The following is a 14,705-nucleotide window of genomic DNA, read 5'->3' on the forward strand; positions in this document are numbered from 1 at the left end:
CGGTATACTGTGCATCATACTTTGTTCATAAAAGATTAGACACTTTAAAGGGAGCTTTGGCATGTCACGACAAGATAATCTTATCTGGATCGATCTAGAGATGACGGGGCTGGATGTCGAGCGTGAGCGCATCATTGAGATGGCTGCGATTGTGACCGACTCTGAATTGAACACCCTTGCCGAAGGTCCTGTGATTACTGTTCATCAATCCGATGCACTGCTTGATGCCATGGATGAGTGGAATACCAAGCAGCATGGTGGCTCAGGTTTGATTGAACGAGTTAAACAGAGCCGTACCAGTGAATCCGAAGCAGAACAGCAGATGTTGGCGTTTTTGAGAGAGCATGTCGACCAGGGTGCTTCGCCGATTTGTGGAAACTCTATCCATCAAGATCGTAAGTTTTTGCATCGTTACATGCCCGAACTAGAAGCCTTCTTCCACTACCGTAATTTGGATGTCAGCACGCTGAAAGAGCTGGCACGCCGCTGGCGCCCTGATGTGACTGAAAAGGTGGTTAAAAAGGGGGCTCATTTAGCCCTGGATGATATTCGTGACTCCATTGAAGAGTTAAAAGTCTATCGTGAGCACTTTTTACAGGTCTAAACGTTGAGCAAGTGGGAAATCGATAATTTTCAGTGCGTTCGCATCGGCCGTTCGATTTCTTAAATGCTCAACCGCCCATTGAGCGTGCTCTTTAATTAGCTCGCTCTCGTCAGAGGCTAAACAAGCTTCAAGCAGTTCAATGACTCTGTCACCACCCTTGCTGTTGCCTAGGGCTACCGCAATGTTTCGTTTAAATCCCTGGTAGCCCGTTCTGCGAATGGCTGACCCTTCAGTTTTTTGCAAAAACGTCTCTTCGCTCCACTGAAACAGCTCAATCAGATCGATATCGTCGAGTTGATGGCGTGGCGAGAAATCACCCTCTTGGGTGTGCTGAGCAAAACGGTTCCACGGGCAGACCAGTTGGCAATCGTCACAGCCAAAGATGCGATTGCCCATCAGCGGGCGTAACTCTAGGGGAATGCTTCCAGAGTACTCTATGGTCAAATAGGAGATGCATCGTCGGGCATCCAATTCATAGGGTTTGGGGAATGCATTGGTGGGACAAACATCCAAACAAGCGGTGCATGAACCGCAGTGTGAAGCCGTTTCGGGTGGGTCGATGGGCAGCTCGACATCGGTAAATAGTGAGCCTAAAAAAAACCAAGACCCTGCAGTTTGATTGAGTAGCAGTGTGTTTTTGCCGATCCAGCCCAACCCCGCGTCACGCGCAAGAGGGCGCTCTAAGATTGGGGCACTGTCTACAAAAGGGCGGAAGTTAATAGAGGTTTGGCACTGTTCCTCTAACCACTGTCCTAGCTGTTTAATGCGTTTTCGAATCAACTTGTGATAATCACGACCTAATGCGTAACGTGCTATGTAACCCTTGTCGGCATTGGTCAACGTTTTGAACAGGCTGACATCGGCGGGAAGGTAGTCCATACGCAGTAGAACAATACGCTGAGTGCCTTCAACCAGCAGGGTTGGATCGATTCGCTTTTCGAAATGTTCGGCAAGAAACCTCATTTCGCCATGGTAGTGCTTATCCAGCCAGCTACGCAGGTGGCTCGCTTCATGTTGTAGATCTGGCAGGGTGATTGCGCACTGCTGAAATCCAAGCTGCTTCGCTCTCTCTTTTAAACCTTCGGCAATATTGGACAGTTCGATCTTGTGCACGCGAGTCATTATCAGCTTGTTTTCATGATGAGGTGTTACTATACGTCAAATAAGTCAGCATCAGGAGTGCCTCGAATGAATGAGTCCCCAATTGGCTCTTCGCTCTTTACTGCCGCTCAATGCAAAGTGATTGATCGTTTGGCCATTGAGTCTATGCCGATACCGGGTTATCAATTGATGTGTCGTGCTGCACGATCGGCGCAACACTGGATCACACGACTCTATCCGAAGGCCAGCTCGTTTAATCTTGTATGTGGTGCCGGCAATAATGGTGGAGATGGACTGGCGTTAGCCAAACTGCTGTTTAAGTCAGGTCACGCTGTGACAATCACTCTGGCTAGCACTGATTTTGAAGTTCAGCTAAGCGGTGAAGCTTTAGAGGCTTGGAATGACCTGCCTGCTGACCTTCCAAAACGTCCCTTTGATCCGGCTGTTAATGACGAGTCAGATCTCATCGTGGATGCTCTGCTAGGGATTGGTCTGAATGGCGAGGTTCGCTCAGACTCAGCTGCTGTTATTCATTGGATCAACCGGCAGCAAAGGCCTGTTTTTTCATTGGATATCCCATCAGGTCTGTCGGCTGATACAGGATCAGTGCTGGGTTCTGCCGTTAAGGCCGATGCGACCTTGACCTTTATCGCTCCCAAGCAGGGGATGTTTATCAATCAAGCGCGTGACTATGTTGGTCGTGTGATGGTGGATAGCTTGGGCGTGCCAGCAGAGCTCTTCCCAGAGTCACAGAGTCAATTGATCTCTGAACCATTGAGCCAAATGGCTCCACTGAATCGCGCTGCGCACAAAGGCAGTCAAGGGTCCCTCGTAGTAATTGGCGGTGATTTTGGGTTTGGCGGAGCACCGATGCTATCGAGTGAAGCTGCGCTCAGAACAGGGGCGGGGCGGGTCACGCTACTGACCAATAGTGAATCGGCGGTCACAGCGATGCTCTCTCGTACGCCAGAGGTGATGGTGCGTTTAGCCAGTGACATTGCGGCCTTTGAGTCGATGATTCAATCCATGGATGCCATCGCGATAGGGCCCGGTTTGGGGCAGAGCGATTGGGCTCTCAGCTGTTTAGAAAGGGTCAACTCTTTAGATAAACCGACTGTGGTGGATGCGGATGCACTGAACCTTATTGCACAGAATAAAGTTGGTTTTCATCCTCATGCTGTCTTTACGCCACACCCCGGTGAGGCTGCTAGATTGTTGGGCTGTTCTATAGCAGAAGTCCAGTCTGACCCTGTCGGGAGTGCATTTGCGCTTCAGAGCCAGTTGGGTGGTGTCATCGTGTTAAAAGGTGCCGGCAGCATTGTCTGCAATGGTCATAAAGCCTTTATCTGCAACCTAGGCAATCCAGGTATGGCAACGGCTGGGATGGGGGATCTGCTTTCTGGTATCATCGCAACGTTTTTGGCGCAGGGCTACTCTCTGTTAGATTCTGCGCAGATAGGTGTTTGGCTCCATGCTAAAGCGGGTGATTTGGCCAGTGCCGAGGGTGAAAGAGGGTTGATTGCGACAGACCTTCTTCCTCATATCAGAAGTTTATTAGGGTAATGAATTCGTGACACAATCGATCTCATGGTCTCTTGCAGATGAGGCTGAAACAATCGCTGCTGGTGCATTGATTTCCCGTGCAATGAGTTCGGGGGTCCTCTTTCTGCATGGCAACCTTGGCATGGGTAAGACGACCCTCGCACGTGGTGTAATTCAGTCGTTAGGCCATCAAGGCGCAGTGAAGAGTCCTACCTACACGTTGGTAGAACCTTATGAGTTTGATGATCGTAGGGTCTATCACTTCGACCTTTACCGCTTGGGTGATCCTGAAGAGCTCGAGTATATGGGGATTCGCGACTATTTTGAGAACAGTTCGCTCTGTTTGGTGGAGTGGTCAGAGAAGGGCGAAGGTTTCTTGCCGGCAGCTGATCTAGATCTCTTCCTTGAACCCGAAGCATTGGGACGTAAAATAACAATCTACGCTCGCACCGAGTTAGGTCAATCCATTGTGCAGAGACTCCAAGAGTTGAGGTCTGTTAAGGCTTAATGATGTTATTAAGGAATCAATCAGCGTTGAATCAGTTTAAGAGACTCTTCTTTGGTTGCGCTCTGTTAGTGCTTCCTCTGCTCTCTTGGGCTGCTTCGGTTGATAGTTTGCGCTTGTGGCAGTCGCCTGACAGCACTCGATTGGTCTTTGATCTGGATAGCTCCACCGAACACTCCCTGTTTACCCTCGATAATCCGGATCGAATTGTTATTGATATACCCAAGGGTCGAGCGAAATCCAATTTTAGTACCGTTGATTTGACGGGAAGTCCTATCAGTCGCATTCGAACCGGTGAACAGAGTGATAAGTTGCGTATCGTTCTAGATCTATCGCAACCGGTGAAACCCTCGAGTTTTACGTTAGCGCCAAATGAGAAGTATGGGGATCGATTGGTAATCGACCTGGCACATCAAGGTGGAGCGCAATTAAAACCCACTGCGCCGCCTAAGCCTGTGACACTGCCTATAGGACAGCGCGAAATTGTTGTTGTATTAGATGCGGGGCATGGTGGCGAAGATCCGGGTGCGCTTGGCCCCGGACGCCTTAAAGAGAAGCAGGTTGTTCTCGCCATCACCAAAGAGGTTAAAAAGCTGATTGATCAGCAGCCGGGCTTTCGTGCTGAGCTAACACGAACCGGTGATTACTTTATCCGCCTTCGTGATCGTACCAAGAAAGCGCGCCAAAAAAATGCCGACCTGTTTGTATCGATTCATGCAGACGCCGCACAAAATAAGCGGGCACGTGGAGCCTCTGTCTGGGTTCTTTCAAACCGCGGTGCCACCAGTGAGATGGGTCGTTGGCTGGCGAAAAAAGAGAACGCAGCTGATTTAATCGGCGGTGTCGGTAGTGTCAGTCTTGAAGATAAAGATGAGACGCTCGCCAGTGTGCTGCTGGATATGTCGATGACCTATGCGCGTACCAGTAGCTCAGAGGTGGCGCTAGCGGTTCATCAGAACATCGCGCGCTTTGCCAAAATGCACAAAAGCTACGTGGAGAAAGCGGGGTTTGTGGTGCTTAAATCTCCTGACATCCCCTCCATTCTTGTTGAAACGGGCTTCATTTCGAATTCACAAGAGGCTAAAAAGCTTCGTGATCCTAAGTACCAAAAGCGGATGGCGAAAGCGATTGCGGACGGCATTATTAGTCATTTTTGGAAGCGCCCGCCCGCGGCTACGCTTGTCGCCTCTTTGAAGGCTCAGGGGAAAATGCCTAAGGATATTAATCGTAGCCATAAAGTGGTTCCGGGTGACAGTCTCTCAATGATTGCCGAGCGTAATGGCGTCAGTTTGGACGCACTGCGTCGTTATAATAATTTGAAGTCTGATCGTATTAGAGTAGGTCAGGTTCTAAAGATACCTGCAGGTTAATATGAGCAGTCGAATACATCTTTTATCGCCGCAGTTAGCCAACCAGATCGCTGCCGGTGAAGTGGTAGAACGCCCCGCATCCGTCGTCAAGGAGGTTTTGGAAAATGCCATCGATGCGGGTGCAGAAAAGATCTCGGTCGAGGTTGAACAGGGCGGTGTGAAGCTGATCCGTATTCGTGATGATGGTAAGGGGATCGATAAAGAGGATCTGCCACTGGCGTTGAGTCGTCATGCGACTTCAAAGATCACAGCGCTTGAGGATCTTGAAGCGGTGGCAAGCCTCGGCTTTCGCGGTGAGGCACTGGCCAGTATCAGTTCGGTCTCTCGTTTAACTCTCACGTCGCGCTCAGTCGATGATAATAGCGCCTGGCAGGTCAAGGCGGAGGGGCGGGACATGGTCGCTGAGGTATCACCTGCAGCTCATCCGCAAGGGACAACCGTTGAGATGCGCGACCTGTTCTTTAATACCCCTGCGCGCCGTAAATTTTTGAAGACAGAGAATACTGAGTATCGACACCTTGAAGAGGTGGTTAAACGTCTAGCATTGAGTCGTTTCGATCTTCAGTTTCAGCTCAGCAATAACAACCGTGTGGTGCATCAACTGAAGCCGGCCAACAGTGAGCAGATGCGAGAGCGCCGTATAGCCTCACTGTTAGGATCTGGCTTTATTGATAATGCACTCAGCTTAGACATCAGTGCAGAAGCTTCAGGTCTCAGATTGTGGGGTTGGATCGGTTTGCCAACCTATTCACGCTCGCAAGCTGATCAGCAATATTTCTTTGTTAATGGACGTATCATTCGTGACAAACTGGTGACTCATGCTATTCGCCAAGCCTATGCAGACGTTCTCTATAACGGTCGACACCCTTGTTATGTTCTCTATCTAGAGCTCGATCCGGCGCTGGTTGATGTCAACGTACACCCAACCAAACATGAAGTTCGATTCCGAGAAGGGCGCTTAGTTCACGATTTCATATTCCGTACCATTCACCGGGTGATCGCGGAAACGCGTCCCGGTGAACAGAACAGCGATACCTCTGTGTCATCCCTTTTGCAGGGGCAGGCTCAACCGATTCAGCAGCAGTTTGATCAGCAGCGCATCTCACTTCAGTCAACCGGTTCAGGTACTGGGCTAGGTAGTAGCACTTCAGGGATTAACTTCTCTAATTACGTTCGACCTGCAACGCCATCAGCCGGTGAGGTGAAGCAGCAGCTAGCCGGTTATGGGGCTCTTCATCCTACCTCTACACTGAATCAGGATGGTTCATTGAACCCGTCGTCAGAGACTCAAGATATTCCCCCAATGGGTTTTGCATTGGCGCAACTGCATGGCATCTACATTTTGTCCCAAACTGCAGAAGGACTCATCTTGGTCGATATGCACGCCGCGCATGAACGTATTGTTTACGAGCGAATGAAGAGTGCATGGGAATCTGATGGATTGCGCAGTCAGCCGCTATTGGTTCCGGTTACTCTGAATTTAAGTGAAGCCGAAGTGGATATTGCTGAAGAGCGCTCCGAGGTGTTTGCTAAGTTAGGCTTCTCTGTTGAGCGAATGGGCCAAGAGTCTGTTGTGATTCGTGAAGTGCCTGTTGCACTGGCTCGATCGGATGTTTCGCTCTTGGTTCGTGATGTTCTATCCGATATGAAGGTTTATGGCAGTAGCAGCCGTATTGAAGAGAGCATTAATGAGCTGTTGGCGACCATGGCATGCCATGGCTCGGTTCGGGCCAACCGCCAGCTTACGCTACCAGAGATGAATGCTCTATTGCGTGATATGGAAGCGACTGAACGAAGTGGTCAGTGCAACCACGGCCGTCCTACCTATGTGCAGATGACCATGAATGAGCTGGATAAGCTCTTCCTAAGGGGGCAGTAGTGGCCGAAAAGTTGCCAGTACTCTTTTTGATGGGGCCAACAGCCTCAGGCAAAACGGACCTTGCCCTTAATCTGTTTGATCATATGGACGTTGAGATTATCAGTGTTGATAGTGCTCTTATATACCGAGAGATGGATATTGGTACGGCCAAACCTGATCGCGAGACATTGGAAAAGTACCCGCATGCGTTGGTGGATATTTTAGATGCAACAGAGGTCTATTCAGCCTCAGACTTTGCTGAGGATGCACGTCAATTAATCGATCAAGCACACGCGCAGGGCAAGTTGCCTGTTCTTGTGGGGGGGAGCATTCTCTACTTTAAGGCGTTGGCAGAAGGGTTGGCAAAACTCCCCGAAGCCAATGCAGAGATCAGAGCGGAGATTGAGGCTCAGGCTGAGCAGGAGGGTTGGCCGGCCGTTCACGCTCGCTTAGCTCAGTTAGATCCGGCTTCGGGTGAGCGTTTGGGGCCCAACGATCAACAGCGAATCCAGCGTGCATTGGAAGTCTTTCTGATGACAGGCCGAAGTATTGATAGCCACTGGCAGGAACAGAAAGCCCTAGAGTTGCCGTGGAACCTCATTCCCGTCGCGTTAATGCCAGAAGATCGCGCTCAACTGCATCAGCGTATTGAGCTGCGTTTCAAGCTGATGTTGGAGCAAGGCTTTGAGGCGGAAGTGGTTAGGCTTCGTCAGCGTGGGGATCTGAATCTGAATCTGCCTTCAATGCGTTGTGTTGGTTATCGCCAAATGTGGCAGTATTTGGAGGGTGAGTTGGATTGGCAAGAGATGCACCATAAAGGAGTGGTAGCGACACGTCAGCTAGCTAAACGTCAGATGACATGGTTGCGCAGCTGGCAGGGTGCAGAGGTGATTGATCCCTTTGGTGAAAATCTTTTTAAGAAAACTTTGGCATTGATTCCACGAATCTAATATCATTTTCTCTCTACGTAATGGCTGTATCGAGGATTGTCTCGAGCCTGAAATATTGGGCGGCGGTCGTAGGGTCTTAATAACGATTACTCTAAAGGTGATGACTATGTCAAAAGGGCAAACCCTACAAGACCCTTACTTGAACGTTTTGCGCAAAGAGCGCGTTCCAGTATCAATCTTCCTAGTAAACGGCATCAAGCTACAAGGCCAAATTGAGTCTTTCGATCAATTTGTCATTCTGCTTAAAAACACCGTTAGCCAGATGGTTTACAAACACGCTGTTTCGACAGTGGTTCCATCTCGTCCTGTAAAACTACCTCAGGTTGACGAAAAGCCAGCTGACTGAGGTTTCTAATTGTTTTTCGATCGTCCCGAATCGGGCGAGACAGCGATTCTCGTCCACATTGATTTTCCTGGACCTAATGCGAATGACAATCCTAGAGAACTAGAAGAGCTGGCTCTCTCTGCCGGTGCTGATCCCGTTGAGTATCTCTTCGGGACTCGCTCCGAACCCAGTTCAAAATTCTTTTTAGGCAAAGGTAAGGTTGAAGAGCTTGCAGAGCTCGTGCGCCTGCATGATGCCAAGCTGGTTATCTTTGATCATTCTCTAACCCCCGGCCAAGAACGAAATATCGAACGTGAAATTGAGTGTCGAGTGCTTGATCGTACAGGCCTGATTCTTGATATTTTCGCGCAACGCGCTCGAACCCATGAGGGTAAGCTGCAGGTTGAGTTGGCTCAGCTTGAACATATGTCGACTCGCCTAATCAGAGGTTGGACCCACCTTGAGCGTCAAAAGGGTGGTATCGGTCTGCGTGGCCCTGGTGAAACCCAGCTTGAAACCGACCGACGCTTACTGCGCGCCAGAATTAAAGCGATTACCGGTCGCCTAGAGAAGGTTCGTAAGCAGCGAGAACAGGGCCGTAGAGCACGTGCCCGTGCAGAGATTCCGACGCTCTCTCTGGTTGGTTACACCAACGCAGGTAAATCGACACTGTTTAATCGAATTACCGAAGCGGACGTCTATGCGGCCGACCAGCTGTTTGCGACACTCGATCCAACCTTAAGAAAGCTAGAGCTAAGTGATATTGGTTCAGTTATTTTGGCTGACACGGTTGGATTTATCCGAGACCTCCCCCATAAACTAGTAGAGTCCTTTCGTGCGACCCTTCAAGAGACGGTTGAAGCTACACTGCTTCTTCATGTCATTGATGCGGTAGATGAAGAGCGTCGTGAGCACATTGCACAAGTTAATAATGTGTTACACGAGATAGGAGCGGATGAAGTTCCTACACTGGAGGTCTACAATAAAATTGATGGACTCGAGGGTGTAGAGCCTCGTATCGATCGAGATGATCAAGGCGTGCCTGTTCGGGTTTGGTTATCGGCTAGAACCGGTGTAGGTACTGATCTTCTTGTTCAAGCGCTGCGCGAGCGTCTGGCCAATGATATGTTCCACGAGATTGTGGAGCTTGATCATAATCAGGGGCAGTTCAGAGCCATGTTGTTTGCACAAAACGCGGTGGTCGATGAACAGTTTACCGATGAGGGTCGTATTAGGTTAGAGGTAAGGCTCCAAGAGAAGGAGCTGAGAAAGATTTTAAGCCGTTTAGATATTCCGCATGAGCGCTATCTGCCGGCTGAAGAAGAGCAGTGGTAACAAGTTTAGCTTGTTTTAGATTTTTAAAGTAATGGAGCAATACTATGGCTTGGAATGAGCCCGGTGGTCGTAAAGACAACCAGGATCCATGGAACTCAGGTGGCAATAATGGCCGCCGTGGTGGATCAGGCGGCCCTGAACAGGGACCACCCGATCTAGATGAAGCGTTGCAGAAGCTGCAAGAACGCTTGAACTCTATCTTTGGCGGTAAACGCTCTGGGGGTTCTGGTGGTTCTAATGGTGGTGATGTTAAAGGACCTGGTGCAGGTTTCTTCGGCATCATTGCTCTGGTTGTAGTGGTTGCTTGGGCTGGCTTTGGTTTCTACACAGTCGATCAACAGGAACGTGGTGTTGTTCTTCGCCTTGGTAAGTACCATGAAACTGTACAGCCAGGTCTGCAGTGGAACCCGCCACTACTGGATGAAGTCACTAAGGTGAATGTGACTCGAGTTCGTACCCACGACCACGGCTCTTTGATGCTGACTCGTGATGAGAACATCGTAAATGTAGAGATGACGGTTCAGTATGTGATCAGTGATCCACGTGCATTTGTTCTTAATGTTCGTGACCCTGAAACCAGTCTGTCACATGCATCTGAATCATCACTTCGCCATACGGTTGGTTCGACTAACCTGGACGGCATCTTGACCGAAGGTCGTGAGATTCTCGCGACACAGGTTCAGGCACGTCTACAAAGCTACATGGACAGTTACGGCACAGGTCTTGCTCTTTCACGTGTCAATATCAAAAACGCAACCGCACCACAGCAGGTTCAAGATGCGTTTGATGACGTGATCAAAGCGCGTGAGGATGAGCAGCGTGTTAAAAACGAGGCGGAAACTTACGCTAACGGTATTGTTCCGGAAGCTCGTGGTACCGCTCAGCGTGTGATCGAAGAAGCGAATGCTTACAAAGAGGAAGTCGTTGCTCGAGCAAGCGGTGAAGCTGATCGTTTCACATCACTTCTGCAAGCATATCAGATGGCTCCTGGTGTCACCCGTGAACGTCTCTACATCGATATGATGCAAGAGGTGTTGGGCAAAACGCCTAAGGTGATGGTGGATGTCGATGGTGGTAATAACATGATGTACCTACCGCTGGATCAATTGATGAAGCGCCAAGCAGATACCATTGCTAACACGCCACGCTCTGTGCGTTTAGATGACTCCAGCATGCGTGAGTTAACGCAGCAGGTGATTAACCGCATCGGCAGCTCAAGCACTAGTACACTACGGGAGGGTCGTTAATATGAAACCGACTTCGATGTTTACATCGGTACTTGCCGTATTGGTGTTGTTGATTGTTAGTAACTCGGTCTACATCGTTAAAGAGACCGAGCGTGGCGTGAAGCTGCAGTTTGGTGAAGTGGTCGAAAGCGATCTAAAACCCGGTCTGCACTTTAAAATTCCATTTGTGAACACCGTTCGTAAGTTCGATGCTCGTGTTCAAACCTTGGATACTCGCCCACAGTCGTTCCTTACACTAGAGAAAAAACGTCTAGTGGTAGACTCTTACGTTAAGTGGATTATCTCGGATGTAGAGAAGTACTACACCGCAACCTCTGGTGACTCGTTCCGTGCGGCAGATCTTTTGTCGACGCGTATTGAAACCAGTCTGCGTAACCAGTTTGGTACTCGTACACTAACTGAGGTTGTCTCTGGTGAGCGTGAAGAGGTGATGGATACCGTCGTTTCATCACTGACAGAGCTGAGTGAAAAAGAGCTAGGCTTAAGCGTGATTGATGTTCGTGTTAAACGAATCGATCTACCGTCTGAAGTGTCAAACTCGGTCTACCAACGTATGCGCACAGAGCGTGAGCGTCTGGCACGTGAGCTTCGTTCACGTGGTCAAGAGCTTGCAGAAGGTATCCGTGCAGATGCTGACCGTCAGAGCACCGTTATCCTAGCGAACGCTTATCGTGAGTCGGAGGTGACTCGAGGTGAGGGTGATGCAGAAGCGGCACGTATCTATGCAGAAGCATTTAACAAGGACAGTGAATTCTACTCTTTCTACCGCAGTCTTCTTGCCTACAAAGAGTCATTCAATAATGGATCTGATGTACTGCTGCTGAAGCCGGATAGTGAGTTCTTCCGTTACCTGCAGAACGCATCTCCAAACGCGACCAACTAAACCAAGGTCGTGTTAAAAAGCGGGTGCCATTGGCACCCGTTTTCGTGTTAAAATTGATCAACCGGGCGTGCCCCGGTTTTTTTGTGATTTAGCAGTACTTAAGATGTCTGAACTTTGGCACGAGCTTTGGCACGAGCTTTGGCTCGCATTTTGCTTGGTTTTAGTGATAGAAGGGATCATTCCTTTTCTCTATCCACACCGCTGGCGCTCTATGGTGAGTCAACTGGCGATGGTGAATGATAAGACCCTTCGTGCTTTTGGCCTGGCCTCTATGTTAATAGGCACTGCACTACTCATACTTTCTAAATAAAGAGTATCGGAGTTTTTTATAATGGCGTTGGCTGATCGCTGGCTACTTCCTGACGGTATGAAAGAGTTGCTCCCTCCCGTTGCGCGCGAGGTTGAGCTAGTTCGTCGTCGAGTGTTGGATCTGTTTCATGGCTGGGGGTACGAGTTAGTGATGCCTCCGGTTGCTGAGCACCTTGAGTCACTGTTGACCGGTGTGGGTGGTGACTTAGGTCTGCGTACCTTCAAAGTGACCGATGAGACTTCTGGTCACATGCTCGGTATTCGAGCGGATATTACGCCACAGGTCGCGCGTATTGATGCCCATCGTCTGCGTTCAGATGGCGTGAGCCGTCTCTGTTACTGTGGTTCAGTACTTCACACTCGTGCGGTGAATATGTTGGCATCGCGCAACCCCATGCAGATTGGCGCTGAGTTGTTCGGGCACGAAGGCGTTGACAGTGATGCAGAAGTCATCGCTCTGATGCTCGACACTTTGGTTCAGGTCGGTGTCAAAGGAGCAATCAATCTGGATCTAGGCCATGTAGGTGTATTCACTGAATTGGTTGCCGAAGCGGGTCTTTCTGAAGCGGAGATTGCCAGCTACATCGATATTCTAGAGCGTAAGGCGTTGCCTGAGCTGTCGCAATTTGTTGATCAGCTTGATCAATCAGACTCGATCAAAAACAAGCTTGCCGCCTTGGGTACCTTAAATGGCTCAGAGCAGGCGCTGGAGCGTGCACGCGAACTCTTTGCGGATAACGCGGCCATTCTTGCTGCTGTCGATCACGTTGCTGCGATTGCTGATCGTGTTAAAACAGCGCACCCATCAATCGGTATCTACATTGACCTGGGTGAGCTGCGCGGTTACAGCTACCATACAGGTGTTGTTTTCGCAGCCTACTCGCCTAAGTTTGGCCAAGCGCTGGCAAAAGGTGGTCGCTATGACCAGATCGGTGCGGACTTTGGTCGTGCGCGTCCCGCTACTGGCTTCAGTGCCGATCTGAAAACACTGGTTACATTGGCGTTGGATGAAGTGCCAGAGCCAAGTTTGGCGATTTTGGCGCCGAAAATGGAAGATTCATCGTTGGTCCTAGCTGTCGCAGCACTGCGTGCGCAGGGCGAACGAGTGGTTTATGAGCTAGACAATGCAGCAGTGCCAACGCACTGCGATCGTCGTCTGGTAAAAGAAAATTCTGAGTGGACTGTTACCACTCTCTAAGTAAACGAATAGTTGAGATACTAATGGGCAAAAATGTCGTAGTTCTCGGTACCCAATGGGGTGACGAGGGCAAGGGTAAAATCGTTGACCTTCTAACGGATAAAGCATCAGCGGTTGTTCGCTTTCAAGGCGGACACAATGCGGGCCACACTCTGGTAATCGATGGTGAAAAGACCGTCCTTCACCTGATTCCTTCAGGCATTCTTCGTGAAAACGTTCAGTGTTTGATTGGTAACGGTGTGGTGTTGTCTCCGCACGCTCTGTTAAAAGAGATGAAGCAGCTTGAAGAGACCGGTGTTCCTGTTCGTGAACGTCTACGTCTTAGCCCAGCTTGCCCCCTGATTCTGCCTTACCACATTGCGCTGGATCAGGCGCGTGAGATCGCTCGCGGTAATGCCAAGATCGGTACTACAGGTCGTGGTATTGGGCCAGCATACGAAGACAAAGTATCTCGCCGTGGTCTACGTCTTGGTGATCTTCAGGATCGCGAGATGTTCGCTAAGAAACTAGAAGAGGTGATGGCGTACCATAACTTCATGCTAGAGAATTACTACAAAGTAGAACCGGTAAGCTACGAAGCGGTCCTTAAAGAGTGTTTCGAAATGGCAGAAGAGTTGCTTCCGCTTGTCGTGGATGTGACCGCTAAACTGCACGAAATGCGTAAAGCGGGTCAAAATATCATGTTTGAAGGGGCGCAGGGCTCTCTTCTTGATATCGACCACGGTACTTACCCATACGTAACCTCTTCGAATACAACGGCGGGTGGTACTTCTACGGGTTCTGGTTTTGGTCCACTCTACCTAGATTACATCCTAGGTATTACTAAAGCTTACACGACACGTGTTGGTGGTGGTCCTTTCCCAACTGAATTGGATTGTGAAATCGGCCAGCGCCTTGCTGAACGTGGCCATGAATTTGGCTCGACTACAGGTCGTGCTCGTCGTTGTGGTTGGTTCGACGCAGTTGCACTGAAACATGCGATTCAAGTGAACTCTGTGTCTGGTATCTGTCTGACTAAACTGGACGTATTGGATGGCCTGGAAGAGATCAAGATCTGTACCGGCTATAAAGATGCTGAAGGTAACGACGTATACTCTTTGAACGGCAGTGAAGATTACGAAAAAGTGACTCCACAGTACCTGTCAGTGCCTGGTTGGAGTGAGTCGACAATCGGTGCTCAAACTCTAGAACAGTTGCCAGAGAATGCGCGTGCATACATCGCTAAGCTCGAAGAGCTAATGGAAGCGCCTATCGACATCGTTTCGACGGGTCCAGACCGTGTTGAAACCATCGTTTTACGTGATCCCTACGACGCGTAATTCGTTGCTTGATACTAGAAAGCCGGCTTAATTGAACTGACCCCCAATAGTTGGACATAACAATCCAATTATCGGGGGTCTTTTTATGTCCAGGTATAACAGAGTATTTAAACTGCAATTAGCAAAGCTTTGTGAAACTCAAAGCTCGGCGAGTTTGTC

The 14,705-nt window shown here is 49.6% G+C and carries 14 protein-coding genes; 13 read left to right on the plus strand and 1 reads right to left on the minus strand.

Annotated features, from left to right (window positions below; all coding sequences use genetic code 11):
• The first annotated feature begins 61 nt into the window (after positions 1-61).
• The gene (gene orn / locus XMA152_RS10510) at positions 62-604 is read left to right on the plus strand and encodes an oligoribonuclease (RefSeq protein WP_173483570.1); all 543 of its coding nucleotides are present in this window, start codon (positions 62-64) and stop codon (positions 602-604) included.
• Here orn and queG read toward each other — a convergent pair.
• Entirely contained in the window at positions 593-1,726 is a 1,134-nt protein-coding gene (gene queG, locus XMA152_RS10515) for a tRNA epoxyqueuosine(34) reductase QueG (RefSeq protein ID WP_173483571.1), read from the minus strand. The two genes, orn and queG, sit on opposite strands and share 12 nt — an antisense overlap.
• A 66-nt stretch (positions 1,727-1,792) precedes the next feature.
• Here queG and XMA152_RS10520 point away from each other — a divergent pair, with 66 nt between their 5' ends.
• From XMA152_RS10520 to XMA152_RS10575, 12 genes are all read left to right on the plus strand, one after another.
• A complete protein-coding gene (locus XMA152_RS10520) occupies positions 1,793-3,268 on the plus strand; it encodes an NAD(P)H-hydrate dehydratase (RefSeq protein ID WP_173483572.1) in 1,476 nt (491 codons plus the stop codon).
• A gap of 7 nt (positions 3,269-3,275) precedes the next feature.
• Positions 3,276-3,755, plus strand: a complete 480-nt coding sequence (gene tsaE / locus XMA152_RS10525) for a tRNA (adenosine(37)-N6)-threonylcarbamoyltransferase complex ATPase subunit type 1 TsaE (RefSeq protein ID WP_173483573.1) — start codon at positions 3,276-3,278, stop codon at positions 3,753-3,755.
• 26 nt (positions 3,756-3,781) lie between these two features.
• Complete coding sequence (locus XMA152_RS10530; RefSeq protein ID WP_254442794.1) at positions 3,782-5,122, plus strand: N-acetylmuramoyl-L-alanine amidase; 1,341 nt, start codon at positions 3,782-3,784, stop codon at positions 5,120-5,122.
• Between the two features lies 1 nt (position 5,123).
• Positions 5,124-7,001: a DNA mismatch repair endonuclease MutL gene (gene mutL / locus XMA152_RS10535; RefSeq protein ID WP_173483575.1), complete on the plus strand. Its 1,878-nt coding sequence runs from the start codon at positions 5,124-5,126 to the stop codon at positions 6,999-7,001.
• On the plus strand, positions 7,001-7,930 hold the full coding sequence (gene miaA / locus XMA152_RS10540; protein WP_371739797.1) for a tRNA (adenosine(37)-N6)-dimethylallyltransferase MiaA: 930 nt from the start codon (positions 7,001-7,003) through the stop codon (positions 7,928-7,930). Before mutL ends, miaA begins: the two co-directional genes overlap by 1 nt.
• A gap of 106 nt (positions 7,931-8,036) precedes the next feature.
• Positions 8,037-8,276 carry an RNA chaperone Hfq gene (gene hfq / locus XMA152_RS10545; protein ID WP_173480700.1) on the plus strand — a complete coding sequence of 80 codons (240 nt, stop codon included), beginning with the start codon at positions 8,037-8,039 and terminating at the stop codon, positions 8,274-8,276.
• Positions 8,277-8,285: 9 nt separating this feature from the next.
• On the plus strand, positions 8,286-9,590 hold the full coding sequence (hflX, locus tag XMA152_RS10550) for a ribosome rescue GTPase HflX (protein ID WP_173483576.1): 1,305 nt from the start codon (positions 8,286-8,288) through the stop codon (positions 9,588-9,590).
• A 44-nt stretch (positions 9,591-9,634) separates the two neighbouring features.
• Positions 9,635-10,837: an FtsH protease activity modulator HflK gene (gene hflK, locus XMA152_RS10555; RefSeq protein WP_173480702.1), complete on the plus strand. Its 1,203-nt coding sequence runs from the start codon at positions 9,635-9,637 to the stop codon at positions 10,835-10,837.
• Between the two features lies 1 nt (position 10,838).
• The gene (gene hflC, locus XMA152_RS10560) at positions 10,839-11,720 is read left to right on the plus strand and encodes a protease modulator HflC (protein ID WP_173483577.1); all 882 of its coding nucleotides are present in this window, start codon (positions 10,839-10,841) and stop codon (positions 11,718-11,720) included.
• A gap of 103 nt (positions 11,721-11,823) precedes the next feature.
• On the plus strand, positions 11,824-12,030 hold the full coding sequence (locus XMA152_RS10565; protein WP_173483578.1) for a DUF2065 domain-containing protein: 207 nt from the start codon (positions 11,824-11,826) through the stop codon (positions 12,028-12,030).
• A 21-nt stretch (positions 12,031-12,051) separates the two neighbouring features.
• Positions 12,052-13,227, plus strand: coding sequence for an ATP phosphoribosyltransferase regulatory subunit (locus tag XMA152_RS10570; RefSeq protein ID WP_173483579.1), 1,176 nt, complete (start codon positions 12,052-12,054; stop codon positions 13,225-13,227).
• A 23-nt stretch (positions 13,228-13,250) separates the two neighbouring features.
• Positions 13,251-14,546 (plus strand): adenylosuccinate synthase, encoded by a 1,296-nt coding sequence (locus tag XMA152_RS10575; RefSeq protein WP_173483580.1) that lies wholly within the window; start codon positions 13,251-13,253, stop codon positions 14,544-14,546.
• The last annotated feature ends 159 nt before the right edge of the window (positions 14,547-14,705 follow it).

This window comes from Marinobacterium sp. xm-a-152, from assembly GCF_013282965.1.
In the GTDB taxonomy this organism is placed as follows: domain Bacteria; phylum Pseudomonadota; class Gammaproteobacteria; order Pseudomonadales; family Balneatricaceae; genus Marinobacterium_E.

Bases quoted from the DNA above. Each gene is read 5' to 3' on its own strand.
- orn (WP_173483570.1), top strand. From the start codon at position 62: ATGTCACGACAAGATAATCTTATCTGGATCGATCTAGAGATGACGGGG.
- queG (WP_173483571.1), bottom strand. From the start codon at position 1,726: ATGACTCGCGTGCACAAGATCGAACTGTCCAATATTGCCGAAGGTTTA.
- XMA152_RS10520 (WP_173483572.1), top strand. From the start codon at position 1,793: ATGAATGAGTCCCCAATTGGCTCTTCGCTCTTTACTGCCGCTCAATGC.
- mutL (WP_173483575.1), top strand. From the start codon at position 5,124: ATGAGCAGTCGAATACATCTTTTATCGCCGCAGTTAGCCAACCAGATC.
- hfq (WP_173480700.1), top strand. From the start codon at position 8,037: ATGTCAAAAGGGCAAACCCTACAAGACCCTTACTTGAACGTTTTGCGC.
- hflK (WP_173480702.1), top strand. From the start codon at position 9,635: ATGGCTTGGAATGAGCCCGGTGGTCGTAAAGACAACCAGGATCCATGG.
- hflC (WP_173483577.1), top strand. From the start codon at position 10,839: ATGAAACCGACTTCGATGTTTACATCGGTACTTGCCGTATTGGTGTTG.
- XMA152_RS10565 (WP_173483578.1), top strand. From the start codon at position 11,824: ATGTCTGAACTTTGGCACGAGCTTTGGCACGAGCTTTGGCTCGCATTT.
- XMA152_RS10570 (WP_173483579.1), top strand. From the start codon at position 12,052: ATGGCGTTGGCTGATCGCTGGCTACTTCCTGACGGTATGAAAGAGTTG.
- XMA152_RS10575 (WP_173483580.1), top strand. From the start codon at position 13,251: ATGGGCAAAAATGTCGTAGTTCTCGGTACCCAATGGGGTGACGAGGGC.